Annotated in this window: 22 protein-coding genes; 13 read left to right on the top strand and 9 right to left on the bottom strand. The window is 68.2% G+C overall.

What is annotated here, in order from left to right:
* Window positions 1-69: 69 nt before the first annotated feature.
* Genes ACWA7K_RS13670 through ACWA7K_RS13690 form a run of 5 tightly spaced genes read left to right on the top strand, consistent with a single transcriptional unit; the run spans window position 70 to window position 4,508 of the window.
* On the top strand, window positions 70-1,638 hold the full coding sequence (locus ACWA7K_RS13670; protein ID WP_456161945.1) for a GMC family oxidoreductase: 1,569 nt from the start codon (window positions 70-72) through the stop codon (window positions 1,636-1,638).
* A gap of 43 nt (window positions 1,639-1,681) precedes the next feature.
* The gene (locus ACWA7K_RS13675; protein WP_456161946.1) at window positions 1,682-2,032 is read left to right on the top strand and encodes a ribbon-helix-helix domain-containing protein; all 351 of its coding nucleotides are present in this window, start codon (window positions 1,682-1,684) and stop codon (window positions 2,030-2,032) included.
* Window positions 2,033-2,060: 28 nt separating this feature from the next.
* Window positions 2,061-2,456 (top strand): VOC family protein, encoded by a 396-nt coding sequence (locus ACWA7K_RS13680; RefSeq protein ID WP_456161947.1) that lies wholly within the window; start codon window positions 2,061-2,063, stop codon window positions 2,454-2,456.
* Window positions 2,457-2,490: 34 nt separating this feature from the next.
* The gene (gshA, locus tag ACWA7K_RS13685; RefSeq protein ID WP_456161948.1) at window positions 2,491-3,771 is read left to right on the top strand and encodes a glutamate--cysteine ligase; all 1,281 of its coding nucleotides are present in this window, start codon (window positions 2,491-2,493) and stop codon (window positions 3,769-3,771) included.
* 14 nt (window positions 3,772-3,785) lie between these two features.
* A complete protein-coding gene (locus ACWA7K_RS13690; protein ID WP_456161949.1) occupies window positions 3,786-4,508 on the top strand; it encodes a hypothetical protein in 723 nt (240 codons plus the stop codon).
* Between the two features lie 120 nt (window positions 4,509-4,628).
* On the opposite strand, the gene ACWA7K_RS13695 is transcribed toward ACWA7K_RS13690, so the two are convergent.
* The 8 genes from ACWA7K_RS13695 to ACWA7K_RS13730 form a co-directional block, all read right to left on the bottom strand.
* The gene (locus ACWA7K_RS13695) at window positions 4,629-5,354 is read right to left on the bottom strand and encodes an ABC transporter ATP-binding protein (protein ID WP_456161950.1); all 726 of its coding nucleotides are present in this window, start codon (window positions 5,352-5,354) and stop codon (window positions 4,629-4,631) included.
* Window positions 5,355-5,378: 24 nt separating this feature from the next.
* Window positions 5,379-6,155 (bottom strand): ABC transporter ATP-binding protein, encoded by a 777-nt coding sequence (locus ACWA7K_RS13700; RefSeq protein ID WP_456161951.1) that lies wholly within the window; start codon window positions 6,153-6,155, stop codon window positions 5,379-5,381.
* A gap of 11 nt (window positions 6,156-6,166) precedes the next feature.
* Complete coding sequence (locus tag ACWA7K_RS13705) at window positions 6,167-7,252, bottom strand: branched-chain amino acid ABC transporter permease (RefSeq protein ID WP_456161952.1); 1,086 nt, start codon at window positions 7,250-7,252, stop codon at window positions 6,167-6,169.
* Window positions 7,253-7,268: 16 nt separating this feature from the next.
* Window positions 7,269-8,204 carry a branched-chain amino acid ABC transporter permease gene (locus ACWA7K_RS13710; RefSeq protein WP_456161953.1) on the bottom strand — a complete coding sequence of 312 codons (936 nt, stop codon included), beginning with the start codon at window positions 8,202-8,204 and terminating at the stop codon, window positions 7,269-7,271.
* Window positions 8,205-8,443: 239 nt separating this feature from the next.
* Entirely contained in the window at window positions 8,444-9,715 is a 1,272-nt protein-coding gene (locus tag ACWA7K_RS13715; protein ID WP_456168820.1) for a replication-associated recombination protein A, read from the bottom strand.
* A 111-nt stretch (window positions 9,716-9,826) separates the two neighbouring features.
* Complete coding sequence (gene lolA / locus ACWA7K_RS13720) at window positions 9,827-10,471, bottom strand: outer membrane lipoprotein chaperone LolA (protein WP_456161954.1); 645 nt, start codon at window positions 10,469-10,471, stop codon at window positions 9,827-9,829.
* A 36-nt stretch (window positions 10,472-10,507) separates the two neighbouring features.
* Window positions 10,508-12,880: a DNA translocase FtsK gene (locus ACWA7K_RS13725; protein ID WP_456161955.1), complete on the bottom strand. Its 2,373-nt coding sequence runs from the start codon at window positions 12,878-12,880 to the stop codon at window positions 10,508-10,510.
* A gap of 52 nt (window positions 12,881-12,932) precedes the next feature.
* Window positions 12,933-13,601 (bottom strand): Crp/Fnr family transcriptional regulator, encoded by a 669-nt coding sequence (locus tag ACWA7K_RS13730; RefSeq protein ID WP_130483051.1) that lies wholly within the window; start codon window positions 13,599-13,601, stop codon window positions 12,933-12,935.
* A 280-nt stretch (window positions 13,602-13,881) separates the two neighbouring features.
* On the opposite strand from ACWA7K_RS13730, the gene trxB reads away from it, so the two are divergent.
* The 4 genes from trxB (at window position 13,882) to ACWA7K_RS13750 (ending at window position 17,318) form a co-directional block, all read left to right on the top strand.
* Window positions 13,882-14,844 carry a thioredoxin-disulfide reductase gene (trxB, locus tag ACWA7K_RS13735; protein ID WP_456161956.1) on the top strand — a complete coding sequence of 321 codons (963 nt, stop codon included), beginning with the start codon at window positions 13,882-13,884 and terminating at the stop codon, window positions 14,842-14,844.
* Between the two features lie 245 nt (window positions 14,845-15,089).
* Window positions 15,090-15,323 carry a 50S ribosomal protein L28 gene (gene rpmB, locus ACWA7K_RS13740; protein ID WP_130483049.1) on the top strand — a complete coding sequence of 78 codons (234 nt, stop codon included), beginning with the start codon at window positions 15,090-15,092 and terminating at the stop codon, window positions 15,321-15,323.
* A gap of 18 nt (window positions 15,324-15,341) precedes the next feature.
* Window positions 15,342-15,512, top strand: coding sequence for a 50S ribosomal protein L33 (gene rpmG / locus ACWA7K_RS13745; RefSeq protein WP_130483048.1), 171 nt, complete (start codon window positions 15,342-15,344; stop codon window positions 15,510-15,512).
* A gap of 276 nt (window positions 15,513-15,788) precedes the next feature.
* A complete protein-coding gene (locus tag ACWA7K_RS13750; RefSeq protein ID WP_456161957.1) occupies window positions 15,789-17,318 on the top strand; it encodes a hypothetical protein in 1,530 nt (509 codons plus the stop codon).
* On the opposite strand, the gene ACWA7K_RS13755 is transcribed toward ACWA7K_RS13750, so the two are convergent.
* Window positions 17,270-21,196, bottom strand: a complete 3,927-nt coding sequence (locus tag ACWA7K_RS13755) for a DUF3683 domain-containing protein (protein ID WP_456161958.1) — start codon at window positions 21,194-21,196, stop codon at window positions 17,270-17,272. The genes ACWA7K_RS13750 and ACWA7K_RS13755 overlap by 49 nt on opposite strands.
* 275 nt (window positions 21,197-21,471) lie before the next feature.
* Between ACWA7K_RS13755 and ugpB the strand changes: the two genes are divergently transcribed.
* The 4 genes from ugpB to ugpC are packed head-to-tail and all read left to right on the top strand — an operon-like array spanning window position 21,472 to window position 25,717.
* Window positions 21,472-22,782 carry a sn-glycerol-3-phosphate ABC transporter substrate-binding protein UgpB gene (gene ugpB / locus ACWA7K_RS13760; protein ID WP_456161959.1) on the top strand — a complete coding sequence of 437 codons (1,311 nt, stop codon included), beginning with the start codon at window positions 21,472-21,474 and terminating at the stop codon, window positions 22,780-22,782.
* Between the two features lie 19 nt (window positions 22,783-22,801).
* Window positions 22,802-23,689 carry a sn-glycerol-3-phosphate ABC transporter permease UgpA gene (gene ugpA / locus ACWA7K_RS13765; protein ID WP_456161960.1) on the top strand — a complete coding sequence of 296 codons (888 nt, stop codon included), beginning with the start codon at window positions 22,802-22,804 and terminating at the stop codon, window positions 23,687-23,689.
* 22 nt (window positions 23,690-23,711) lie between these two features.
* Window positions 23,712-24,563 carry a sn-glycerol-3-phosphate ABC transporter permease UgpE gene (gene ugpE, locus ACWA7K_RS13770; protein WP_456168822.1) on the top strand — a complete coding sequence of 284 codons (852 nt, stop codon included), beginning with the start codon at window positions 23,712-23,714 and terminating at the stop codon, window positions 24,561-24,563.
* A gap of 29 nt (window positions 24,564-24,592) precedes the next feature.
* On the top strand, window positions 24,593-25,717 hold the full coding sequence (gene ugpC / locus ACWA7K_RS13775) for a sn-glycerol-3-phosphate ABC transporter ATP-binding protein UgpC (protein ID WP_456161961.1): 1,125 nt from the start codon (window positions 24,593-24,595) through the stop codon (window positions 25,715-25,717).
* Window positions 25,718-25,755: the final 38 nt, after the last annotated feature.

The following is a 25,755-nucleotide window of genomic DNA, read 5'->3' on the forward strand; positions in this document are numbered from 1 at the left end:
ACATCCAGAACAGAACGACACCCATCAAGGCGTGCCGGCCACGGGCCGCGTGCGTGACAGGAGACAGACATGGCTGAATTCGACTTCAAGGACGACTCGGTGGTCGTCATCATCGGCTCGGGCGCCGGCGGCGGCACGCTGGCCAACGAGCTGTGCCAGAAGGGCATCAAGGTGGTCGTGCTCGAAGCCGGCGGCAAGCAGTCCAACGCCAGCTTCATCAACGACGAATGGAAGTCCTTCAGCCAGCTGGCCTGGCTGGACAAGCGCACCACCTCGGGCAGCTGGCGCGTCGCCAAGGACTTCGCCGGTCTGCCGGCCTGGATCTGCAAGACCGTCGGCGGCACGACCACGCACTGGGCCGGCGCGTCGCTGCGCTTCCAGGAGCACGAGTTCAAGACCCGCAGCCACTACGGCGAGGTCAAGGGCGCCAACCTGCTCGACTGGCCGCTGACCTACAAGGATCTCGAGCCCTACTACGCCCGGGCCGAGAACAAGATGGGCGTGACGCGCACCAACGGCATCCCCGGCCTGCCCGGCAACAACAACTTCAAGGTGATGCACAACGGCGCCACCAAGCTGGGCTACAAGGAGGTGCACACCGGCAACATGGCGATCAACAGCCGGCCGCGCGACAACCGCAGCCGCTGCCTGCAGCTGGGCTTCTGCTTCCAGGGCTGCAAGAGTGGCGCCAAGTGGTCGACGCTCTACACCGAGCTGCCGGCCGCCGATGCCACCGGCAACTTCGAGCTGCGCACCCAGGCCCACGTGACCCGCATCGAGCACAACGCCGCCGGCCGCGTCAACGGTGTCGTCTACATCGACAAGGACGGCAAGGAACAGCGCCAGAAGGCCCGCATCGTCTGCGTCGCGGGCAATGCGATCGAGACGCCGCGCCTGCTGCTGCTGTCGGCCTCGAACATGTTCAAGGACGGCCTGGCCAACTCGTCGGGCCAGGTCGGCCGCAACTACATGCGCCACATGACCGGCTCGGTCTACGCCGCCTTCAAGGACCCCGTCCACATGTACCGCGGCACCACGATGGCCGGCATCGTGCGTGACGAGGCCCGCCACGACACCCGTCGCGGCTTCGTCGGCGGCTACGAGCTGGAGACGCTGTCGCTGGGTCTGCCCTTCATGGCCGCCTTCCTGAATCCGGGCGCCTGGGGTGCCGACTTCTCGTGGTGGATGGACCACTACACCAACCTGGCCGGCATGTGGCTGGTGGGCGAGGACATGCCGCGCGAAAGCAACCGCGTGACGCTCAACACCAACGTCAAGGACCAGTACGGCAACTACGTGCCCAACGTGCATTTCGACGATCACGACAACGACATCGCGATGCGCAACCACGCCTTCACGCAGGCCGAGCGCATCTACGGTGCCAGCGGCGCGATCCGGACCTTCCGCACGCCGCCCTACCCGTCGACCCACAACCTCGGCACCGCCCGCATGAGCGCGCGGGCCCAGGACGGCGTCTGCAACAAGTGGGGCCAGACGCACGACATCCCCAACCTGTTCATCAGCGACGGCAGCCAGTTCACGACCGGCGGTGCGGAGAACCCGACGCTGACCATCGTGACGCTCGCCATCCGGCAGGCCGAATACATCGCCGCGCAGATGACCCAGCGCGCGCTCTGACGGTCACCGCGCCGGTCGCCCTTCCGACACGCCAGAGATCCCGATGTGTGAATTCTTCGTCGCCGCCGATCCGATGTCCTACGAATCGCGCACCCGCCGGGTGCGCATCCACGGCGTCGCGACCAGCATCCGGATGGAGAACTTCGTCTGGGACACGCTGACCCGCCTGGCGGCCGAGGAAGGGCTGACGACCAACGCGCTGATCGTGCAGTTCCACGGCGAGATCCTGCAGCAGCGCGGCGAGGTCCAGAACTTCACCTCGTTCCTGCGGGTCGCCTGCCTGCGCTACCTGCGGCGCAAGTGCGATCAGCTCGAAAGCGCCCAGGCCGGACGACCCCTGGCGGAGGCCTTGCCGGTGCTGCCGACGACGCCTCCGACCCGAACCACCCATTGAGCCCCGCTCAACCCCACCTCGACCCCACATGGCCAAGATCATTCACACCATGATCCGCGTGCGCGACCTCGACGCCTCGCTGACGTTCTACCGCGAGGTCTTCAACCTCACGCCGTCCCACCGGCTCGACTTCCCCGACTTCTCGCTGGTCTACCTGCGCAACGACGAGAACGACGCCGAGATCGAGCTGACCTGGAACAAGGGCCGCGCCGAGCCCTACACCCACGGCGACGGCTACGGCCATGTCGGTGTGGTGGTCGACGACGTGCCGGCCCGCCATGCCGAGCTGGTGCAGGCCGGCTACCAACCGCTGCCGGTCAAGGAGTTCAAGGCCGGTGACGAGCTGCTGGCGCGCTTCTTCTTCATCCTCGACCCCGACGGCTACAAGATCGAGATCCTGGAGAAACACGGCCACTACCGTTGACGGCGGCGCTGACCCACCGCCACGGAAGGGCCGCATGGTTCCCCATCTCGTCACGGCCCTGAACGGCCCGATCGGTGCGCTGGAACGGCGTTTCCTCGACGCCGCCCCGCAGATCGAGCACTGGCTGGCGCAGCAGTGGCGCTCGCACGCGCCGCCGATCCATGTCTCGGTGGACGTGCGCCACGCCGGCTTCAAGGTCGCGCCGGTCGACACCAACCTCTACCCCGGCGGCTGGAACAACCTGACGGCCGCGATGCTGCCGCTGGCGGCGCAGGCCGCGCGCGACGCCATCGAGCGCCTGCGCCCCGGTGCCCGCCGCTTGCTGCTGGTGCCCGAGAACCACACGCGCAACCTGTTCTACCTGACCAACGTGGCGCGGCTGCAGGCCATCTTCCGGCAGGCCGGGCTGAGCGTGCGCCTGGGCACCTTCAACCCCGACATCCCGGCACCGACGACCTTCGATCTGCCCGACGGTGGCCGGATCACGCTGGAGCCGCTGGTCCGGCGCGGGCGACGCCTCGGGCTGGACGGCTTCGAGCCGTGCGTGGTCCTGCTCAACAACGACCTCAGCGCCGGCGTGCCGGCCGTGCTGGATGGGCTTGGTGGGCTCGACGGCCCCTGCCTCGTGCCCCCGCTGCACGCTGGCTGGCACGTGCGTCGCAAGAGCCGGCACTTCGAGGCCTATGACGCGGTGGCTCATCGACTGAGCCAGCTGATCGACATCGACCCGTGGCTGCTGAACCCGCTGTTCGACCGCTGCAGCAACGTCCGCTTTGCCGATGGCACCGGGCTGGATCGCCTGCAGGAGCAGGTCGACGCGCTGCTCGGCCGGATCCGTCGCCGGTACGCCGAACACGGCATCGACGCCGCGCCCTTCGTCATCGTCAAGGCCGACAACGGGACCTATGGCATGGGCATCATGACCGTGCGCGATGCCGCCGAGCTGGCCGCCCTGAACCGCCGCACGCGCAACAAGATGGACGTCATCAAGGACGGCCAGCAGGTGTCGGACGTGCTGATCCAGGAAGGCGTGCCGACGGTCGAGCGCATCGGCGGCGCGGTCGCCGAGCCGGTGGTCTACCTGATGGACCGGCAGGTGGTCGGCGGCTTCTACCGCGTCAACGCCGGCCGCGGCATCGACGAGAACCTCAACGCACCCGGCGCGCGATTCGAGCCGCTGGCCTTCGAGCCGGATGCCGGTGCGCCCAACCGCTACTACATGCACGGCGTCATCGGCCGGCTGGCCAGCCTGGCCGCCGCACACGAGCTGGAGAGCGCCGCATCCGAGCGGTTGCAGCCCTTGGTCTTCGCCTGATCCCGTCCCTGTTCATGACCCTCGACACCACATCAGCCTGGCCCGCACCGCGCGTGGTCGCGCGCCTGACCGGCTCGCTGCCGATGGGCGGCGCCGTTGCCGCGACGCCCGTCCACGCCTTAAGCGCGACGCCACCGGGTCTGGCGCTCGGGTCGCAGCCGCAGCTCCGGCAACAGGGCCATCAGATCGACCTGGGCGGGCTGCTCGCCTTCGGGGTCGAGGACGTGGTCAGCCCGGCAGAGGCCGACCGGATCGTCGCCGCGAGCGAGCACTTCGGCTTCCGCGACGAGGCGCCGGGCATCATGACGCCGCCCGGCATGCGCCTGAACAAGTCGGTCCACTGGGTCGCCGACGAGGCGCTGCTCGGGCCGATCTTCGAGCGCATCCGGCCCTGGCTGCCCGCGTGGCTCGACGGCGCGCCGCTGCACGGTCGCTTGAGCCACCGGCTCAACATGTACCGCTACGACGACCAGGATGTCTTCAACCGCCACACCGATGGCGACTGGCCCGGCTACGGCCTGAGCCCGGATCGCACAGCGATGGTCGAGTGGCCCGGCCTGCGTTCCGGCCTGACGATGCTGCTCTACCTGAACGGCCCGGAGGATGGCGTCGAAGGCGGTTGCACCCGCCTGCATGGCGCGAACGGCCGGGTGGTGGATGTCACGCCGCGCAAGGGCAGCGCGCTGTTCTTCCGGCACGGCTTCGGGCCGGGTTCGGTGATGCACGAGGGCCGCTAGGTGTACGGCCCGGTGCCGAAGTACGTCGCACGCATCAACGTGCTGTATGACCTGAGCGGCCTGAACGATCTGGACGGCCGCACCGCCTGACCTCGCGTCAGGCGGCGGGCCGGCGTCGGTTCACTCGCCCAGGTAGGCGGCGCGGACCTTCGGGTCGTCGAGCAGCGCGCGGCCTTCGCCGCTCATCGTGACCTCGCCCGACTCCATCACGTAGCCACGGTCGGCAATCGCCAGCGCGCGGCTGGCGTTCTGCTCGACCAGCAGCATGGTGACGCCCTGCTTGTGGATGTCGCCGACGACCTCGAAGATCTTGTCGACCATGATCGGCGACAGGCCCATCGACGGCTCGTCGAGCAGCAGCACCTTGGGCCGCGCCATCAGCGCTCGGCCCATCGCGAGCATCTGCTGCTCGCCGCCGGACATCGTGCCGGCGAGCTGGTCGCGGCGTTCCTTCAGGCGCGGGAAGATGCCGAAGACCTTCTCGATGTCGGCATCGATCTCCTTGTCGTTGCGCGTGTAGGCGCCCATCTGGAGGTTCTCGGTGATGGTCATGCGCGTGAAGGTGCCGCGCCCTTCCGGGATCATCACCAGGCCCTGCTTGGCCAGGTCCCAGGCACCCTGGCCGCGGATGCTGCGGCCGAGGTAATGCACATCGCCATCGGCGATCGGCTGGATGCCGGTGACGGCCTTCAGCGTGGTCGTCTTGCCGGCGCCGTTGGCACCGATCAGGCTGACGAGCTCGCCCTCGCGCACCTCGATCGAGGCGCCCTTGACGGCCTGGATGCCGCCATAGGCGACCTTGAGGCCGCGCACTTCGAGCAGCACCTGCTTGTTGTCTTGGGTCATGTCTCTATGCTCCGCTCGCTGCGCTCAATGGGCCTTGTGACCGGCGCCCAGATAGGCCTCGATCACCTTCTCGTTGCGCTGCACGTCGTGCGGCGTGCCTTCGGCGATCTGCTTGCCGTAGTCAAGCACGGTGACGCGATCGCACAGGCCCATGACGAGCTTCACGTCGTGCTCGATCAGCAGGATGGTGCGGCCGTCCTGGCGGATGCGGTCGATCAGCTCGCGCAGCACGACCTTCTCGGTCGCGTTCATGCCGGCGGCGGGTTCGTCCAGCGCGATCAGCTTCGGATCGGTCGCCAGCGCGCGGGCGATCTCGAGCCGGCGCTGGTCGCCGTAGCTCAGCGTGCGGGCCTTGAACTCGGCGTACTTGCCGATGCCGACGTAGTCGAGCAGCTCCTGGGCGCGTGCGGCGATGGCGGCTTCCTCGGCCTTGAAGCCGGCGGTGCGGAAGATCGCGCCGACCAGGCCCGAGCCGGTGCGCACGTGGCGGCCGACCATCACGTTCTCCAGTGCCGTCATCTCGGGGAAGAGACGGATGTTCTGGAAGGTGCGGGCGATGCCGGCTGCAGCGACCTGGTGCACGGCCTGCGGCGTGTAGGGCGCGCCGCCGAGCTGGAAGGTGCCGCCGTCGGGCGTGTACAGCCCGGTGATGACGTTGAAGAAGGTGGTCTTGCCGGCGCCGTTGGGGCCGATCAGGCCATAGACCTGGCCCTTGCGGATCGTGATGCCGACGTCGCTGAGGGCCTGCAGGCCGCCAAAGCGCTTGGAGACGCCCTTGACCTCGAGAACGGTGTCATTCATGTGCGTGCTCCTCACTTCACGACGGCCGGGGCCGCCTTGCCATGCTCCGGCGCGGGCCACAGGCCTCGCGGACGCAGCAGCATCACCGCGATCATCGCCAGCGCGATCAGCAGCTGGCGCAGGATGGCCGCATCGATGCGGCCGCCGGTCATCGACTGCACGTCACCGGCGACGTAGCGCAGCACCTCGGGCAGGGCCGAGAGCATCACCGCACCCAGGATCACGCCGGGAATGTGGCCGATGCCGCCCAGCACCACCATCGCGACGATCATCACCGACTCCATCAGCGTGAACGACTCGGGCGAGATGAAGCCCTGGAAGGCCGCGAACATCGCGCCGGACACGCCGCCGAAGGTGGCGCCCATGCCGAAGGCCAGCAGCTTCAGGTTGCGGGTGTTCAGGCCCATCGCCTTGGCGGCGATCTCGTCCTCGCGGATGGCCATCCAGGCGCGGCCGATGCGCGAGTTCTCGAGCCGGTGGCAGATCACCACGCTGCCGACCACCAGGGCCAGGAACAGGTAGTAGTACAGCGCGACCGACGGGATCGAGTAGGTGCCGATCACCAGCGGCTTGCCGAAGCTGAAGCCGAAGAAGGTCATCGGGTCGATCTGGCTGATGCCACGCGGACCGTTGGTGATGTTGAGCGGATGCTCCAGGTTGTTCATGAACACCCGGATGATCTCGCCGAAGCCCAGCGTGACGATGGCCAGGTAGTCACCGCGCAGCTTCAGGGTCGGTGCGCCCAGCAGCATGCCGGCCAGTGCCGCGATGACCGCGGCGACCGGGATCACCATCCAGATCGGGAAGTGCAAGCCGTTCGGAAACGCGGCCTTGAAGGACGCGAAGTTCATCGACAGGTGCGGCGAGGCCACCAGCGCGAACAGGTAGGCCCCGATCGCGTAGAAGGCCACGTAGCCCAGGTCGAGCAGGCCGGCATAGCCGACCACGATGTTGAGGCCCAGCGCCAGCAGCACGTACAGCAGCGCCAGCGCCATGATGCGCACCCAGCCCTGGCCGAACTGCGCGGCGATCAGCGGCATCGCCAGCAGGGCGATGGCCGCGATCAGGATGACGAGGAGTCGGTTCTTCGGATTCATCGCGAGGTCTCCGGGTTCAGGCGCGATCGGCCACGCGTTCGCCCATCAGGCCGCTCGGTCGCAGCGTGAGGACCAGGATCAGCACCAGGAAGGCGAAGATCTCGACGTAGTGGCTGCCGAAGACGTCACCGGTCAGCTGGCCCAGGTAGCCCGCGCCGATGGCCTCGATCAGGCCCAGCAGCACGCCACCGACCATCGCGCCGGTGAGGTTGCCGATGCCGCCGAACACGGCCGCCGTGAAGGCCTTCAGGCCGGGCATGAAGCCCATGCTGTGCTGCAGGGTGCCGTAGTTGGCCGCCCACATGATCCCGGCGATGGCGGCCAGCGCCGCGCCGATGATGAAGGTGGCGCTGATGATGTGGTCGGGGCGCACGCCCATCAGGCCGGCCACGCGCGGGTTCTCGGCGGTGGCACGCATCGCGCGGCCCAGCTTGGTCTTGTTGACCAGCCACAGCAGCAGGCTCAGCACCACGCCGGTGACGACCAGGATCAGCACCTGGGTCAGCGTGATGACGGGGCCGTCCTCCCACAGGAAGTACACCTCGGCCGGGATCAGCTGCGGATACGGCTTCGGGTTCGGCTTCCAGATGATCATCGCCAGCGTCTGCAGCAGCAGGCTCATGCCCATCGCGGTGATCAGCGGAGCCAGGCGCGGCGCGTTGCGCAGCGGCCGGTACGCGATCTTCTCGATCGAGTAGTTGAGCAGCGAGCAGACGACGATGGCGGCCACCATCGAGATCAGCAGGATGACCCAGCCCGGCCAGTGGATGCCGGCGGACTGGAAGGCCGAAGCCACGGTCCAGCTGACCATGGCGCCGACCATCAGGACCTCGCCGTGGGCGAAGTTGATGAGGCTGATGATGCCGTAGACCATCGTGTAGCCCAGTGCCACGAGCGCATACATGCTGCCCAGCACCAGACCGTTGATGATCTGCTGTACGAAGGTGTCCATCGAGAGGTCTCCAGGATGCGGTGCCCTTAGCCCGCTTGTCGTTCTTGATGCGGCGGGTTCATGGCCTGCCGCTCGATCACGCAACGACCGTGCCCGTTGTGGCGGTGCGGGCCTTCCCGATGCTGCCGGGAGACGGCCAGGTCGGCGTCAAGCGGCGCGGATTGTATGGCTGGCCCACCCTGCGAAAGATTCGTGTTTTCCGCAAATCTCACCGCCTCCGATGCGGTGTGAACGCGGCTTCAACGAGACTTCTTCGCCTGCTCGTCGAGCTCGCGCAATCGGGCCAGTTTCTCGGCGATCTTGATCTCGAGTCCGCGTGGCACCGGCTGGTAGAACGCCGGCGGCGGATCGAGCGCCTCGGGGAAGTAGTGCTCGCCAGCCGCGTAGCCATCGGCCTCGTCGTGGGCGTAGCGGTAGTCGCGGCCGAAGTCGAGCTTCTTCATCGGCGCGGTCGGCGCATTGCGCAGGTGCAGCGGCACCGGTCGGGTGCCGTCCTGCGCGACAAAGGCCTTGGCGGCCTTGTAGGCCGTGTAGACGGCGTTCGACTTCGGCGCGACCGCCAGGTAGATCACCGCATTGGCCAGCGCCAGTTCGCCCTCGGGCGAGCCCAGGCGCTCGTAGGTCTCGCTGGCATCGAGGCACAGGCGCAGCGCGCGCGGGTCGGCCAGGCCGATGTCCTCGGTCGCCATGCGGATCAGCCGGCGCGCGATGTAGCGTGCATCGACACCACCATCGAGCATGCGCACGAACCAATACAGGGCACCGTCCGGGTTGCTGCCCCGCACGGACTTGTGCAGCGCCGAGATGGTGTCGTAGAACTGGTCGCCGCCCTTGTCGTAGCGGCGCAGCTGCGCACCCAGGCAGCGTTCGAGCACGGCCTCGTCGACGACAGTCGACGGACCCACCATGCGCACGACGTTCTCGAAGGTGTTGAGCAGCCGGCGCGCGTCGCCATCGGCATAGGCGATCAGCCGCAGCGCGGCGGCCGGCTCGGGCGCGACGGCGCAGAGGGCCTCGCAGGCGCGCGCCAGCAGGGCCTGCTGGTCGGCCTCTCCGATGGGCTTGAGGACATGCACCGTGGCACGCGACAGCAGCGCCGAGTTGACCTCGAACGACGGGTTCTCGGTGGTCGCGCCGATGAAGGTGAACAGGCCCGATTCGACATGCGGCAGGAAGGCGTCCTGCTGGGCCTTGTTGAAGCGGTGGACCTCGTCGACGAAGACGATGCAGCGCCGCCCCTGGGCCTGCGCGACGCGGGCTTGCTCGACCGCCTCGCGGATCTCCTTGACGCCGCCGAGCACGGCCGAGATCTGCACGAAGACGGCCTCGAAGGCATCGGCCATCAGCCGCGCCAGCGTGGTCTTGCCGACCCCCGGCGGACCCCACAGGATCATCGAGTGAGGCTGCCCCGACTCGAACGCCACCCGCAGCGGCTTGCCGGCATCGAGCAGGTCGTGCTGGCCGATGACCTCGTCGATGTGGCGCGGCCGCAGGCGCTCGGCCAAGGGGATGGCGCCGGGCGCCGTCGAACCCGCCGGCCGCTCGGCGCGGGCGGTCGTCGCGGGCGGCGGCTCGGCGCCGTCGAACAGGTCGCTCACGTTGGTCCGCTCAGCGCGGCGGCCTCACTGCTGCAGCACGTCCGCGCCGGCCGGTGGCACGAAGCGGAAGCGGGTCGCGGGGATCGCCGGGTTGGTCTCGACGCGGCTGAAGTCCAGACGCGAGCGCTGGCCGAAGGCGTCGGTGATCTCGAAGGCCGCGAGCTCCTTGCCCTTGAAGGCGACGCGGACCTTGCGGATGCTGCCCTCGGCGTTCTTCGGCTCGGCCAGCACCCATTGCAGACCGGCCTCGTCGGGCTGGTTGGACAGCGTGAAGTCGCGCTCGATCGAGCCACCCGCCAGCAGCGCTGCCGGCGTGCTGCCGAGCGCCTGGTCGTAGGGCCGCACGGTGACCTGGTTGAGGTCCTGGTCGTGCAGCCAGACCTTGGCGCCGTCCGAGACGATCAGCTGCTCGTAGGGCTTGGCGTAGTCGAAGCGGAAGCGGTTCGGGCGCAGGAACTCGAAGGTGCCGGATGACGGCTTCTTGCGCGCGCCGTCGGCACCGGTCACGGCCTGGCTGAAGCTGGCGCGGCCGGACTGGACCTCGCGGACGAAATCGCGCAGGGCCCCGATGGCATCGGCCTTCGCGGCGATCGGCCAGAGCGGCAGCAGCAGCGAGAGACCGACCGTGGCAAGCCAGCGGCGACGGAACAGGGGCAGGTTCTGGGACATGGATTCGATGCGCCGGAGACCGGTCGGAAGAGGTTGTCAGTCGCCCTGGCGCGGCGGCACCAGGATGTCGCGGTTGCCGTTGGTCGCCATGCTGGAGACCACGCCGGACTGCTCCATCTGTTCGAGCAGGCGGGCGGCGCGGTTGTAGCCGATGCGCAGGTGGCGCTGCACCAGCGAGATCGACGCGCGGCGGTGCTGCAGCACGATCGCGACGGCCTGGTCGTACATCGGGTCGGCCTCGCCGGAAGGTCCGCCGGCCGCATCGCCGGGCTCGCCGCCTTCACCGTCGAGCACGCCCCCTTCGAGGATGCCCTCGATGTAGTCGGGCTCGCCCTGGGTCTTGAGGTAGCTGACGACGCGGTGCACCTCGTCGTCGCTGACGAAGGCGCCGTGCACCCGCACCGGCAGGCCGCCGCCGGGCGTCAGGTAGAGCATGTCGCCCTGGCCGAGCAGCGCCTCGGCGCCCATCTGGTCAAGGATGGTGCGGCTGTCGATCTTGCTGGAGACCTGGAAGGCGATGCGGGTCGGGATGTTGGCCTTGATCAGGCCGGTGATGACGTCCACGCTGGGCCGCTGCGTGGCCAGGATCAGGTGGATGCCCGAGGCCCGCGCCTTCTGCGCCAGGCGGGCGATCAGCTCCTCGATCTTCTTGCCCACCACCATCATCAGGTCGGCGAGTTCGTCGATCACCACGACGATGTGCGGCAGGCGGCCAAGTGGCTCGGGCGCGTCGGGTGTCAGGCTGAAGGGGTTGGGGATCAGCTCGCCGCGATCGGTCGCCTCGCCGATCTTCTTGTTGTAGCCGGCCAGGTTGCGCACGCCCATCTTGCTGAGCAGCTTGTAGCGCCGCTCCATCTCGGCCACGCACCAGTTGAGCGCGTTGCCGGCCTGCTTCATGTCGGTGACGACCGGGGCGAGCAGGTGCGGGATGCCTTCGTAGACGCTCATCTCGAGCATCTTCGGGTCGATCAGGATCAGCCGCACATCGCGTGCCTCGGCCTTGTAGAGCAGGCTCAGGATCATCGCGTTGATGCCCACCGACTTGCCCGAGCCGGTGGTGCCGGCGACCAGCACGTGCGGCATCTTGGCCAGGTCGGCGACGACCGGCGTGCCGATGATGTCCATGCCCAGGCCGATGGTCAGCTGCGAGGCTGCGCCGTTGTAGACCTGCGAGCCGAGGATCTCGGCCAGCCGGATCGTCAGCCGGCGCGCGTTGGGCAGCTCCAGCGCCATGAAGGTCTTGCCGGGGATGGTCTCGACCACGCGGATCGACACCAGGCTCAGCGAACGAGCCAGGTCCTTGGCCAGGTTGACGACCTGCGAGCCCTTCACGCCGGTGGCCGGCTCGATCTCGTAGCGGGTGATGACCGGGCCGGGCTGCGCGGCGACGACGCGAACCTCGACGCCGAAGTCCTTGAGCTTCTTCTCGATCAGCCGGCTGGTCATCTCCAGCGTTTCCGGCGTGACGGTCTCGACGCGGATCGACGGCGCGGCGTCGAGCAGGTCGACCTGCGGCAGCTTGCCGTTGTCGAGCTCCTGGAACAGCGGCTGCTGACGCTCCTTGACCACCCGCTCGGACGGCGGCACGGCCGGCGGCGGCACCTCGATCACCAGCGGCGGCTGCACTTCCTCGATCTGGCGCTCGACCTCGACGAGGTGCTCGCGCTCGCGCTGGGCACGCTGGCCGATGCGCTCGTCCTCGGCTCGCTCGCGGCGCTCCTCGCGGCGCTCGCGCAGGCCTTCGGCGGCCGCGCCGATGCGCTCGGCGATCACGACCCACGAGAAGCGGAAGGCCCACGACAGGCCGATCAGCATCACGACGATCCAGGCGACGCCACTGCCGGCAAAACCGAGCACCTTCATGCTCAGCGGGCCGAGCATGGCCCCGAGCATGCCGCCGGCCTGGGCACCGGCCAGGGCATCCTCATGACGGTAGAGACGGGTCCATTCGAGCGAGCAGCTGGCGGCCATCAGCAGCAGCAGACCGATCCAGGCCAGCCCGTCCGGCCGCCAGGCGCCGGCGCGCTCGTCGGGGTTGTCGGCAAGGCTGCGCAGCGAACGTGCCAGCAGCGCCAGCCAGCCACGCGCCAGGAACAGCGGCAGCCACCAGACCGACAGGCCGAACAGCACGATCGACAGATCGGCCCACCAGGCACCGAACGAGCCGACCCAGTTGCGCACGGCCGCGCCGTCGCCGGAGGTCGAGAAGGCGCGGTCGCCCGGATGCTGGCTCAGCAGCGCCATCACCCACAGCACGAACACGATCGCACCGAGCGCGATGGCCGCCTGCAGGCGCCAGGACGGCGCGCCGCGACCGGCGCGGGCGGGGGTGCCGGAAGGGCTGTTGAAGGGAGAGGAAGCGGGGTCGCCCGAGGACGACGACCGCAGCGAGCCGAGCGGATACGTCATGCGCCGGATTGTCGGCGATCGAACGCGGCCGGCTGGCGGCCGCGGCGCACGCTCACTGGGTCGTCAGGCGATCGGTCAGCACGACCCAGCCGTTTTCCTGGGTCTCGATCAGGCCGCGCTCTTCCAGGTCCTTCATGACCCGGCTGACCATCTCGCGGGAGGCGCCCACGACCTTGGCCAGATCCTGGCGCGAGACCTTGCTGCGGATCATGCGCTGGCCGTCCTCGTCGGTGGCCATGTCCAGCAGCGCGCGGGCGACGCGGCCGTAGACGTCCAGCAGCGCCAGCGACTCGATCTGGCGGTCGGCGTTGCGCAGCCGGCCGACCAGGCCGCGCAGGATCGCGTAGGACAGGCTGGAGTTCTCCGGCAGGCAGGCAGCGAACTCGCCGCGGCCCAGCACCAGCACGTCGGTCTGGACCTCTGCGCGCACGGTGGCCGAATGCGGCTCGTTGTCGATCAGGCTCATCTCGCCGAGATAGTCACCCGGCTCCAGCACGGCCAGGATGACCTCGCGACCACGCGAGTCGGACGTCACCACGCGGGCCCGGCCACTCAGCAGAATGAACAGCGCATCGGACTTGCGACCCTGCTCGACGATGATCTCGCCCCGGCGGTAGCGACGCTTGATCACCCCGTCGGCCACCGTCTGGGCCTGTTCGTTGGTGAGCATCGAGAAAAGGGGAACGCGCCGGATCAGATCGAGATTCGAGAGCATGGCCATCGAGGCACTCCTGCTTGAGTTGGTTCTATCGTGTTCATGGTCGGCCTACCGGCGCGCCACAGCAGGTCGTTCATACAATCCCTCGATCCTCCTGCAGCGTCCGTGACCGGCGTCGCCGGGGTGAGCAGAGCCCGCCGGCAGCCAGTTTCTTCACGCATGTGTGACGCCTCTCTCACTCTAACCGAAGCATTGCCGGAATGAACAGCGCCGACGCCCCGAATTGATACCCGGTTGCAGCTCCGGACCTTGAACTTCCACCACCCGACGCCACGCTAGAAACATGAGCACTTCCAACTTGCACGCCCAAGTCCTGATCCTCGGCTCGGGCCCCGCCGGGTATACCGCCGCCATCTATGCGGCACGCGCCAATCTCAAGCCCGTGCTCGTCACCGGCATGGCCCAGGGCGGCCAGCTGATGACGACCACCGAGGTCGACAACTGGCCGGCCGATGTCGCCGGTGTCCTCGGCCCGGACCTGATGCAGCGTTTCCAGCAGCACGCCGAGCGCTTCAACACGCAGATGGTGTTCGACCACATCAACGCGGTGGACTTCTCGCAGCGCCCGTTCAAGCTCACAGGTGATGCAGGTTCTTACACCTGTGACGCACTCATCATCGCCACCGGCGCCAGCGCGAAGTACCTGGGCCTGCCGTCCGAGCAGACCTTCATGGGCCGTGGCGTCAGCGGCTGCGCCACCTGCGACGGCTTCTTCTATCGCGGCGACGAGGTCTGCGTGGTCGGCGGCGGCAACACGGCGGTCGAGGAAGCGCTGTACCTGTCGAACATCGCCAGCAAGGTCCACCTGATCCACCGCCGCGACAAGTTCCGCGCCGAGGCCATCATGGTCGACAAGCTGCACGAGAAGGTCGCCGCCGGGAAGATGGAACTGCACGTGTTCCAGACCCTGGACGAGGTGCTGGGCGATGCCTCCGGCGTGACCGGCGTGCGCCTGCGCAGCACCACCGACGGCAGCACCCGCGACCTGACCGTGCGTGGCTGCTTCATCGCCATCGGCCACCACCCGAACACCGACATCTTCCAGGGCCAGCTGGAGATGAAGGACGGGTACATCGTCACCCGCACCGGCCTGAACGGCTTCGCGACGATGACCAGCGTGCCCGGCGTCTTCGCCGCCGGCGACGTGCAGGACCACATCTACCGCCAGGCCATCACCAGCGCCGGCACCGGCTGCATGGCCGCGCTGGACGCCCAGCGCTTCCTCGAACAGGGCGGCGCGCACTGAGCCACTGGCGGCCGACCCTCGGGTTTGTCTATAATCTTCGTTTTGCCGTCCTGAGACCCGGCCTTCAAGAGGCCGGAGGGGCAAACATCAAGCCGGGGCCCGGCGCCGAGCGGGCAGATCGTTCACACGAGCTGCCTGCCGCCCGAGCCTCCAGAGCCGCCGCCCGGTGTGTCCTCACCCGGTCGTCCGGCCCAGCGGCTGGCTTGCGCTGTTTGCCGTGTTGAAACACAGTCTGGAGAAGCGTCATGGCACGCGTCTGTCAAGTCACGGGCAAGCGCCCGATGGTGGGGAACAACGTGTCCCACGCCAACAACAAAACGAAGCGTCGCTTCCTGCCGAACCTGCAGTACCGCCGCTTCTGGCTGGAAACGGAAAACCGTTGGGTGCGCCTGCGCATCAGCAACGCAGCACTGCGTCTGATCGACAAGGTGGGCATCGAGCAGGTCGTCGCTGACCTGCGTGCCCGCGGCGAACTCTGAACCGCGAGGTAATACACCATGGCATCCAAAGGCGGACGCGAAAAGATCAAGCTGGAATCCACTGCGGGTACCGGCCACTTCTACACCACGGCCAAGAACAAGAAGACGACGCCCGAAAAGCTCGAATTCATGAAGTTCGACCCGAAGGCACGCAAGCACGTGCTGTACAAGGAAGTGAAGCTCAAGTGAGTTCCAGCCCGTCGACCTGATCGATGGGCGAACCACCGGAGTCGGCCCCAGCGGCCAGCCTTCCTGATCACCCCTGAGGTGATCCACGACCCGCCCGGATGCGTCCCGGCGGGTCTTGTCGTTTCTGGGTCGAGATATCCCGTGCCGACCGGTGCGCGGCACCACTCCCCCCATCCGCCGACACCCCCGAAAGGGCGCCCCCTTTGGTGCGATCGACCGGCGCAGCACCGTCTCCTAGATTGGCCTGATCCCACGTGCCTCTCGACGGAGCCCCCGATGCATCGCTGCCGACGCCTGTTCCCCGCCTTTCCGCTGGTGCTGCTGACAGGCCTGACCGTCCTTTGTCAAACACCGGCGTTCGCCCAGACCCTCGTCCCGGGCGATCACCACCTTCGCCTGGGTGAGCCGCCTCTGCTGACGCTGCGGGTGCGCCTGCCGGAAGGCGAGGACACCGCCGGCGTGCTGCCGTCGCGTTGCCTGAGTGCCAGCCTGCAGCCGCTCGACCCGCATGAAGGCAGCAGCCTCGCGCTCGACTGGCAGGACGCCCAGCGCGACGTCGACGGCAGCACCTGGGTCACGTTCGGCCACCCTGCCCCGCTGAGGCTGATGCGCATGCTGCTGCGGGCGACGCTGCACTGCGGGCCGACCTACACGCGGCTGCAACAGCTTCAGGCGGATCTCGCCACGCCGGCCGATCCGATCCAGGAACTGCAGCCAGCTCTCGCGACCCGGCCGCCCGCTTCGATCGCCGCGAGCCTGCCCTTGCCGATCCCGCCACGGCCGGCACCCAGGGCACCGGGTCGATCACCCGCCAGACCACCACCGGTCGAGGCGCCGACGCCCTCTCCGCCTGCCCCGCCGCTGCATCGGCCTGCAGAGGCCGGCAGTTCAGCCAGCAGTTCAGCCAGTCACTTTTCAGCCAGCAGTTCGGCCAGCCCGCTCACCGACGCCTTCGTCCAGACCTGGCAGAAGGACCTGCACGCGCTGCGCGACGAGTTGCAGCCCTTGCGGACGAAACTGGAACGCCAGGATCAGCGCCTGCTCGCCCAGGAAGACCAGTTGCGCGCCGGGCTGGGTGGCCTGTTCGCGCTGGGGGCGGGCTTCGGGCTGGTGGGGATCGGCTCGCGCGCCTGGCAGGAGCGGCGGCTGCGGCGCTTCCAGTCCGATGCGATCGTCCCGGACACATCCAGCCGATCGTCGACCGCCTTCGGATCGTCCGTGCATGACGAACTGGAGGACCTCTGGATCGGGACCGCCCACACGCGCGCCGAACCGCCGGCATCGACCGCCACGCCCCGCGCGACGCTCGATGAGACTGGCCATCAGGCACTCTACGACGAGGTCGACGCCCTCCGCAGCACCGGTTGCTTCGACGCCGCCGTGGCGTTGCTGGAAGCCGCCACGCAGGGCGAGGTGGAGCAGCCGCCCGGCCTGCTGCTGCGATGCCTGGACCTGTACCGTCGACTCGATCAGCGCGAGTCGCACCAGCAGGCCGCCGGTCTCATGGCGCGGCTCTACGCCGTCGACATCCCCGACATCGACCGCTGCGTGCTGGTCGAGGAACTCGACCCTTCAGGGGAGCGCGCGCGCCTGCTGGCCTGCAGACCGACGCTGGCGGGACTGTCGAATGCCGACATCCGCCAGCGCCTCGCCGCCGTGCTGTTGGCCGATGCCGATCCGGACAGGCCGCGACTCGGCTGGCAGCCTTTCCAGACCGCGCTGGCCTGGCATGCCGAACTGGCCGCCGGCCGCGGCGATCAGACCAGCACGCGCTCGATGCCGCCGCTGTTGGCCTGCTGCACGTAGTCGGGCATCCAGTTCTCGCCGAGGATCTGGCGCGCCATCTCGACCACGATGTAGTCGGCTTCGAGCAGGCCGTTGCTCAGGTCGTCCTGGTAGCGGCTCAGGCCCTGCAGGCAGGCGGGGCAGGACGTCAGGATCTTCATGTCGCCCTGGTGGCCGGCAGCACGCAGCTGGGCCTCGCCCTTGCGGATCTCCTCTTCCTTGCGGAAGCGGATCTGGGTCGAGATGTCCGGGCGGTTCAGCGCCAGCGTGCCGGCCTCGCCGCAGCAGCGGTCGCTCTTGACCACGCCATCGCCCAGCAGCGCCTTGACCGTCTTCATCGGGTCCTGCAGCTTCATCGGCGTGTGGCAGGGGTCGTGGTACAGGAACCCGCCCTGGCCCTGCAGCGTGATGCCCTTCTCCAGCAGGAACTCGTGGATGTCGATGATCCGGCAGCCCGGGAAGATCTTGTCGAACTGGTAGCCCTGCAGCTGGTCGTAGCAGGTGCCGCAGCTGACCACGACGGTCTTGATGTCGAGGTAGTTCAGCGTATTGGCGACGCGGTGGAAGAGCACCCGGTTGTCGGTGATCATCTTCTCGGCCTTGTCGAACTGGCCGCTGCCGCGCTGCGGGTAGCCGCAGCACAGGTAGCCAGGCGGCAGCACGGTCTGCACGCCGGCGTGCCAGAGCATGGCCTGCGTGGCCAGGCCGACCTGGCTGAACAGGCGCTCGGAGCCACAGCCGGGGAAATAGAACACCGCCTCGCTGTCGACCGTCGTCGCCATCGGGTCCCGGATGATCGGGACGTAGTTCTTGTCCTCGATGTCCAGCAGCGCGCGGGCCGTCTTCTTCGGCAGGCCGCCCGGCAGCTTCTTGTTGATGAAGTGGATGACCTGTTCCTTGATCGGCGCGGCACCGACCGAGGCCGGCGGCGCGCTGGTCTGCTTGCGGGCCACGACCTTCAGGACATCGTTGGCGACGCGCTGCATCTTCATGCCCACGCCGACCATCGCGCCACGGACCAGCTTGATGGTCTCGGGGTTGGTCGCATTCAGCATGAACATCGCCGCCGCGCCGGCCGGGCGGAAGCTCTTCTGGCCCATCTTGCGCAGCAGGTTGCGCATGGCCATCGAGACATCGCCGAAGTCGATCTTGACCGGGCACGGGCTCAGGCACTTGTGGCAGACCGTGCAGTGGTCGGCCACGTCCTCGAACTCTTCCCAGTGCTTGATGCTGACGCCGCGCCGGGTCTGTTCCTCGTACAGGAAGGCCTCGATCAGCAGCGAGGTCGCGAGGATCTTGTTGCGCGGCGAATAGAGCAGGTTGGCACGTGGCACATGGGTGGCGCAGACCGGCTTGCACTTGCCGCAGCGCAGGCAGTCCTTGATGCTGGCGCTGATGTCGCCGATGTCGCTGCGCTGCATGATCAGCGACTCGTGCCCCATCAGCCCGAAGCTGGGCGTGTAGGCCTCGCTCAGGTCGGCCGAGCGGGTGTCATCGCCCAGGGCCGCCGTGCGGTCGGCCTTGCGCAGCAGCTTGCCCTTGTTGAAGCGGCCTTCCGGGTCGACGCGGGCCTTGTAGGCGGCGAAGTTGGCGATCTCGTCGTCGGTCAGGAACTCGAGCTTGGTGATGCCGATGCCGTGTTCGCCGGAGATCACGCCGTCCAGGCTGCGCGCCAGCGTCATGATGCGGGCGACCGCCTCGTGGGCCGTCTGCAGCATCTCGTAGTTGTCGCTGTTCACGGGGATGTTGGTGTGCACGTTGCCATCGCCGGCATGCATGTGCAGGGCCACCCAGACGCGCCCGCGCAGCACCGTCTGGTGGATCTGGCGGCAGGCCTCGACGATCGGCTCGAAGGCCGCGCCCGCGAAGATGCGCTGCTGGAAGGGCTTGAGGATCTGCGCACGCCACGAGGCCCGCAGGCTGTGGTCCTGCAGCTGGTCGAAGAAGCTGCGGCCGGCGCTGACCTCGTCGTGCTGGGCGACGTCCAGGCCGTCCTTCCAGCCCTGCCACAGCGCACGCACCTCGGCCAGCAGCGCCAGGGCCTGCTGGACGCGGTCGCCCAGCAGCTCGGCGCTCGGGATCTCGCTGGCGTCGTCGGTCTTGCCCAGCGGCAGCGAGTCGGTGGTGAAGAACGCCGCCAGGCGGTCGATCAGCTCCAGCTTGTTGCGCAGCGACAGCTCGATGTTGATGCGCTCGATGCCCAGCGTGTACTCGCCCATGCGTTCGAGCGGGATCACCACGTCCTCGTTGACCTTGAAGGCGTTGGTGTGACGGCTGATGGCCGCCGTGCGCTTGCGGTCGAGCCAGAAGGTCTTGCGCGCGTCGGCGCTGACGGCCACGAAGCCTTCGCCCGAACGGCCGTTGGCCAGCCGGATGACCTCGCTGGTGGCGCGCGCCACGGCGTTCTCGTCGTCACCGACGATGTCGCCGATCAGCACCATCTTCGGCAGGCCGCCGCGCTTGCTCTTGGTCGTGTAGCCCACCGCCTTCAGGTAGCGGTCGTCGAGGTGCTCCAGGCCCGCCAGGATGGCGCCACCGGGGCGCTTCATCTCGGCAAACATGAAGTCCTTGATGTCGACGATCGACGGCACGCAGTCCTTCGGGTTGCCGAAGAATTCGAGGCAGACCGTGCGCACGTGTTTCGGCATGCGGTGGACGACCCAGCGGGCGCTGGTGATCAGGCCGTCGCAGCCTTCCTTCTGGATGCCGGGCAGGCCGGCGAGGAACTTGTCGGTGACGTCCTTGCCCAGGCCTTCCTTGCGGAACACGCGGCCGGGGATGTCCAGGCGCTCGGTGCGCTCCAGCGTCTTGCCGCTGGCGTCGTAGTAGCGCAACTCGAAGCTGGCGGTCTCGACGTCGTGGATCTTGCCCAGGTTGTGGCCGATGCGGGTCACCTCCAGCCACTTCGCCTCGGGCGTGACCATGCGCCAGCTCGCGAGGTTGTCCAGCGCGGTGCCCCACAGCACGGCCTTCTTGCCGCCCGCGTTCATCGCGATGTTGCCGCCGATGCAGCTGGCCTCGGCCGATGTCGGGTCGACCGCGAAGACGAAGCCGGCGCGTTCGGCCGCATCGGCCACGCGCTGCGTGACCACGCCCGCACCGGTCCAGATCGTCGCCACCGGCGAGGCCAGACCGGGCAGCGAGACGTGCTCGACCTCGGTCATCTGTTCGAGCTTCTCGGTGTTGATGACCGCGCTGCGCCAGGTCAGCGGCACGGCCCCGCCGGTGTAGCCGGTGCCACCGCCGCGCGGGATGATGGTCAGGCCGAGCTCGACGCAGCCGGCGACCAGCGCGGCCATCTCGGCCTCGGTGTCCGGGGTCAGCACGACGAAGGGGTACTCGACGCGCCAGTCGGTCGCGTCGGTGACGTGCGAGACGCGCGACAGGCCGTCGAACTTGACGTTGTCGCGGGCGGTGTGACGGCCCAGCACCTTGCGGGCGCGGGCACGCAGGTCGTGCACGGTGCGGAAGCGGGCCGAGAACTGCTCGACCGCCACGCGGGCCGCCGCCAGCAGTTCGCCGACCGCCGCGTCGCGTTCGCCGTCCTCGGCCGGGCGACGGCGCTTCTCGATCTCGTGCAGACGGTGGTTCAGCGCATCGACCAGCAGCGCACGGCGCTTCGGGTTGTCGATCAGGTCGTCTTCGAGATACGGGTTGCGCTGGACCACCCAGATGTCGCCCAGCACCTCGTAGAGCATGCGGGCCGAGCGGCCGGTGCGGCGCTCGGCGCGCAGGCGTTCGAGCAGGCTCCAGGCGTGCTGGCCGAGCAGGCGCTGGACGATCTCGCGATCGGACAGGGACGTGTAGTTGTAGGGAATCTCGCGCAGGCGCGGTGCGGTGGCGACGGTATCGACATCGGCCGCCAGGGCAGCGGGCGTCAGGGGAAGCGGAGCATTCATGGGCTGAGGACCGCGGGCGCAGGCAGCGCGCGAGAGATGCGCGGCGGGCAGGTTTCCCGCCGCTGGATACGGGGCTCGGAGACCGCCAAAGGCAGGCCTGAGCGCGATCGCAGATGGTAGCGCAGGGGCGTATTTTCCCTGGGTGGAAGGCCCTTGCCGGCCCTTCCGCTTCGTGACACAAACCTGACGTCCGCCGCGACGCCATCAAACGGTCACGCACCTGACCGAAGCTCGCGGCTTCTTCCCTGATCGTCGACCCCTCCGGAGCTTCCCCGATGAACAAGTCCGTCGCCCACCTCAGCCTGGCACTGGCCGGCCTGGTCGCCAGCTTTGCCAGCCAGGCCCAGACCGAGATCCAGTGGTGGCACTCGATGACCGCCGTCAACGGCGAGTGGGTCAACGACCTGGCCGCGCAGTTCAACGCCAGCCAGTCCGACTACAAGGTCGTGCCCACCTACAAGGGCAGCTACGACGAGTCGATGACCGGCGCGATCGCCGCGTTCCGCGCCGGCAACGCGCCGCACATCCTGCAGGTCTTCGAGGTCGGCACCGCCACGATGATGGCCAGCAAGGGCGCCGTGGTGCCGGTCGGTCAGGTCATGAAGGACGCCGGCCTGAAGTTCGATCCTGCCGCCTACATCCCCGCCGTGGCCGGCTACTACACCGCCCCGAACGGGCAGATGCTGAGCTTCCCGTTCAACTCGTCGACGACGGTCTTCTACTTCAACAAGGACGCCTTCAAGGCCGCCGGCCTGAACCCCGACAAGGCCCCGGCGACCTGGCCCGAGGTGGCGCTGGCCGCCGCCAAGCTCAAGGCCAGCGGCCACAAGTGCCCGCTGTCGATCGCCTGGCAGGGCTGGACGCAGCTCGAGAGCTTCTCGGCCTGGCACAACACCGAATACGCGACCAAGTCCAACGGCCTGGCCGGCCTGGACGCGCGGCTGAAGATCAACTCGCCGCTGCACGTGCGCCACATCGAGAACCTGGCCAACATGGCCCAGCAGGGCCTGTTCGTCTACAAGGGCCGCGCCAACGTGCCCGAGGCCAGCTTCATCTCCGGCGAGTGCGCCATGATGACGACGTCCTCGGGCTTCTACGGCAACGTCAAGAAGAACGCCAAGTTCGCCTACGGCCTGTCGCCGCTGCCCTACTACCCCGACGTCACCGGCGCGCCGCAGAACACCGTCATCGGCGGTGCCAGCCTGTGGGTGCTGTCGGGCAAGAAGCCGGCCGAGTACAAGGGCGTGGCGAAGTTCTTCGACTTCCTGTCCAACGCCGAGGTCCAGTCGGCCAGCCACAAGCGCACCGGCTACCTGCCGATCACGCTGGCGGCCTTCAAGCTGACCGACCAGTCCGGCTTCTACAAGGACAACCCGGGCACCGACGTGGCCGTCAACCAGATGGTGCGCAAGGTGACCGACAAGTCGCGCGGCATCCGGCTGGGCAACTACCTGCAGATCCGCACCATCGAGGACGAGGAACTCGAACAGGTCTGGGCCGGCAAGAAGACCGCCAAGGAAGCGCTCGACAGCGTCGTCGCACGTGGCAACGAGCTGCTCGAACGCTTCGAGAAGGCCAACCGCTGAACACGCGCCGGCCTGATCCGTGTCCGCCGACAAGCGCGTCGTCTTCCGGTCCCGCTGGCTGCCCTGGCTGCTGCTCGCGCCGCAGCTGGCGGTGATCGGGGCGTTCTTCTTCTGGCCGGCCGGTCAGGCGCTGCTGCAGTCGCTGCAGCAGAGTGACGCCTTCGGCACCTCGGTCGAATGGGTCGGGCTGGAGAACTTCCGCAACCTCTGGAACGACCCGCTCTACCTCGCGTCGTTCAAGACGACCGCCGTGTTCTCGGTGCTGGTGGCGGGGCTGGGCCTCACGCTGTCGCTGCTGCTGGCGGTGTTCGCCGACCGGGTCGTGCGGGGCGCCACGTTCTACCGCACGCTGCTGATCTGGCCCTATGCCGTCGCGCCGGCGATTGCCGGGGTGCTGTGGCTGTTCCTGTTCTCGCCCGGCATGGGCGTGGTCGCGCACGCGCTGCGCTTCGTCGGCATCGACTGGAACCACCTGCTGCGCGGCGACCACGCGATGGCGCTGGTCGTCATCGCGGCGGTCTGGAAGCAGATCTCCTACAACGTGCTGTTCTTCATCGCCGGGCTGCAGTCGATCCCGGCCTCGCTGATCGAGGCCGCCGCGATCGACGGCGCGCGACCGTGGCGGCGCTTCTGGACCATCCAGCTGCCGCTGCTGTCGCCAACGACCTTCTTCCTGCTGGTCATCAACATCGTCTACGCCTTCTTCGACACCTTCGCGATCGTCGATGCGGCCACGCAGGGCGGGCCGGGCAAGGACACCTCGATCCTCGTCTACAAGGTCTACCACGACGGCTTCAAGGCGCTGGACCTGGGCGGCTCGGCGGCGCAGTCGGTCGTGCTGATGGTGATCGTGGTCGGGCTGACCGTCCTGCAGTTCCGCTTCGTCGAGAAGAAGGTCACCTACTGATGACGAATCGAGTCGCCCGATGATGGTCGAACGCCGTCCCTGGCTGGACCTGCTGGCCCATGCCGTGCTGCTGCTGGGCGTGCTGGTGGTGGCCTTCCCGGTCTACGTGACCTTCGTGGCATCGACCCACACGGCACAGGACGTCGTGCAGTCGCCGATGCCGCTGCTGCCCGGCGGTCATTTCGTCGACAACTACCTGACCGCCCTGGCCGGCACGCGCGAGGGCACCGGCTCCAAGGCCGCCGTCGGCCACATGATGGCCGTCAGCCTGGTCATGGCGCTGGGCATCGCGCTGGGCAAGATCGCGATCTCGCTGCTGTCGGCCTTCGCGATCGTCTACTTCCGCTTCCCGCTGCGCCGGCTGTGCTTCTGGGCCATCTTCGTCACGCTGATGCTGCCGGTGGAGGTCCGCATCGCGCCGACCTACAAGGTCGTCTCGGACCTCGGCATGCTCAACAGCTACGCCGGCCTGACGATCCCGCTGATCGCCTCGGCCACCGCGACCTTCCTGTTCCGGCAGTTCTTCCTGAGCGTGCCCGACGAGCTTGCCGAGGCCGCCCGCATCGACGGCGCCGGGCCGATGCGCTTCTTCAAGGACGTGCTGCTGCCGCTGTCGGCCACCAGCATGGCCGCGCTGTTCGTCATCCAGTTCATCTACGGCTGGAACCAGTACCTCTGGCCACTGCTGGTGACCACCGACGAGCGCATGTACCCCGTCGTCATCGGCATCAAGCGGATGATTGCCGGCGGCGACGCGCAGATCGAATGGAACATCGTGATGGCCACCGCCATCCTGGCGATGCTGCCGCCGGCGCTGGTCGTCGTGCTGATGCAGAAGTGGTTCGTCAAGGGCCTGGTCGACACCGAGAAATAACGTCAGGCATCCAGTTCAAGGACCACCCCGTGGCAGCTCTCTCCCTGCGTCAGGTCATCAAGCGGTACGGCTTCGGCAAGTCCGCCCAACAGGTCGTGCACGGCGTCGATGCCGAGATTGCCGACGGCGAGTTCATCGTCATCGTCGGGCCCTCGGGGTGCGGCAAGTCGACGCTGCTGCGCATGGTCGCGGGGCTGGAGGAGATCAGCGCCGGCCAGATCGCCTTCCGCAACGCGGCCGGCGAGCGCATCGTCAACGACCTGGAGCCGGCCGAACGCGACATCGCGATGGTCTTCCAGAACTACGCGCTCTACCCCCACATGAGCGTGTACGACAACATGGCCTACGGCCTGAAGATCGCCGGTCTGGACAAGGCCGAGATCCGCCGCCGGGTCGACAAGGCTGCGGCCATCCTCGAACTCGGCGCGCTGCTGGAACGCCGGCCGCGCCAGCTGTCGGGCGGCCAGCGCCAGCGCGTCGCGATGGGCCGCGCGATCGTGCGCGAGCCGCAGGTCTTCCTGTTCGACGAGCCGCTGTCCAACCTCGATGCCAAGCTGCGCGCGCAGACCCGGCTGGAGATCCGCCGGCTGCACGCCGAGCTGGGCATCACCTCGCTGTTCGTCACGCACGACCAGGTCGAGGCGATGACGCTGGCGCAGCGCATGATCGTCATGAACGCCGGCCGCATCGAGCAGATCGGCACGCCCGAGGCGGTCTATGCCGAGCCGGCGACGCCGTTCGTCGCGACCTTCATCGGCTCGCCGCCGATGAACCTGGTCGAGACCCGCGTCGAGCCCGGCCGTCAGGCGCGCTGCGCCGGTCTGGCGCTGGCCCTGCCCGGCGACCTGCCCTTCGCGCTGCCGGCACCCGGCGCGCCGCTGCTGCTGGGCGTGCGGCCCGAACACCTGGACATCGCCCCGCCGGATGCGGCCGGCTGGCCCGCCGTCGTCGAGATGGTCGAGATGCTCGGCGCCGAACGGCTGGTGCACGCCCGCCTGGCGACGCCCGAACCGCAGGCCGCGCCGCTGCTGACCGCCCGCATCGACGCGGCCCGGCCGGCACCGGTCATCGGCCAGCCGGTGTCGCTGGTCTGCGCCCACGAGAACCTGCACGGCTACGACCCGCAGACGCAGAGACGGCTGCCGCGCGCCTGAAAATCGGCGTCTTTCCGACCCGTGGCCCCCGGGCCCGA

Source organism: Leptothrix mechoopdaensis (SeqCode), assembly GCF_053893855.1.

Bases quoted from the DNA above. Each gene is read 5' to 3' on its own strand.
- ACWA7K_RS13705 (WP_456161952.1), bottom strand. From the start codon at position 7,252: ATGAATCCGAAGAACCGACTCCTCGTCATCCTGATCGCGGCCATCGCC.
- rpmG (WP_130483048.1), top strand. From the start codon at position 15,342: ATGGCATCCAAAGGCGGACGCGAAAAGATCAAGCTGGAATCCACTGCG.
- ACWA7K_RS13750 (WP_456161957.1), top strand. From the start codon at position 15,789: ATGCATCGCTGCCGACGCCTGTTCCCCGCCTTTCCGCTGGTGCTGCTG.
- ACWA7K_RS13725 (WP_456161955.1), bottom strand. From the start codon at position 12,880: ATGACGTATCCGCTCGGCTCGCTGCGGTCGTCGTCCTCGGGCGACCCC.
- ugpE (WP_456168822.1), top strand. From the start codon at position 23,712: ATGGTCGAACGCCGTCCCTGGCTGGACCTGCTGGCCCATGCCGTGCTG.
- ACWA7K_RS13710 (WP_456161953.1), bottom strand. From the start codon at position 8,204: ATGGACACCTTCGTACAGCAGATCATCAACGGTCTGGTGCTGGGCAGC.
- lolA (WP_456161954.1), bottom strand. From the start codon at position 10,471: ATGTCCCAGAACCTGCCCCTGTTCCGTCGCCGCTGGCTTGCCACGGTC.
- ACWA7K_RS13730 (WP_130483051.1), bottom strand. From the start codon at position 13,601: ATGGCCATGCTCTCGAATCTCGATCTGATCCGGCGCGTTCCCCTTTTC.
- ACWA7K_RS13675 (WP_456161946.1), top strand. From the start codon at position 1,682: ATGTGTGAATTCTTCGTCGCCGCCGATCCGATGTCCTACGAATCGCGC.
- ACWA7K_RS13695 (WP_456161950.1), bottom strand. From the start codon at position 5,354: ATGACCCAAGACAACAAGCAGGTGCTGCTCGAAGTGCGCGGCCTCAAG.
- ACWA7K_RS13755 (WP_456161958.1), bottom strand. From the start codon at position 21,196: ATGAATGCTCCGCTTCCCCTGACGCCCGCTGCCCTGGCGGCCGATGTC.
- ACWA7K_RS13700 (WP_456161951.1), bottom strand. From the start codon at position 6,155: ATGAATGACACCGTTCTCGAGGTCAAGGGCGTCTCCAAGCGCTTTGGC.
- ugpB (WP_456161959.1), top strand. From the start codon at position 21,472: ATGAACAAGTCCGTCGCCCACCTCAGCCTGGCACTGGCCGGCCTGGTC.
- ACWA7K_RS13670 (WP_456161945.1), top strand. From the start codon at position 70: ATGGCTGAATTCGACTTCAAGGACGACTCGGTGGTCGTCATCATCGGC.
- gshA (WP_456161948.1), top strand. From the start codon at position 2,491: ATGGTTCCCCATCTCGTCACGGCCCTGAACGGCCCGATCGGTGCGCTG.
- ACWA7K_RS13680 (WP_456161947.1), top strand. From the start codon at position 2,061: ATGGCCAAGATCATTCACACCATGATCCGCGTGCGCGACCTCGACGCC.
- trxB (WP_456161956.1), top strand. From the start codon at position 13,882: ATGAGCACTTCCAACTTGCACGCCCAAGTCCTGATCCTCGGCTCGGGC.
- ACWA7K_RS13690 (WP_456161949.1), top strand. From the start codon at position 3,786: ATGACCCTCGACACCACATCAGCCTGGCCCGCACCGCGCGTGGTCGCG.
- rpmB (WP_130483049.1), top strand. From the start codon at position 15,090: ATGGCACGCGTCTGTCAAGTCACGGGCAAGCGCCCGATGGTGGGGAAC.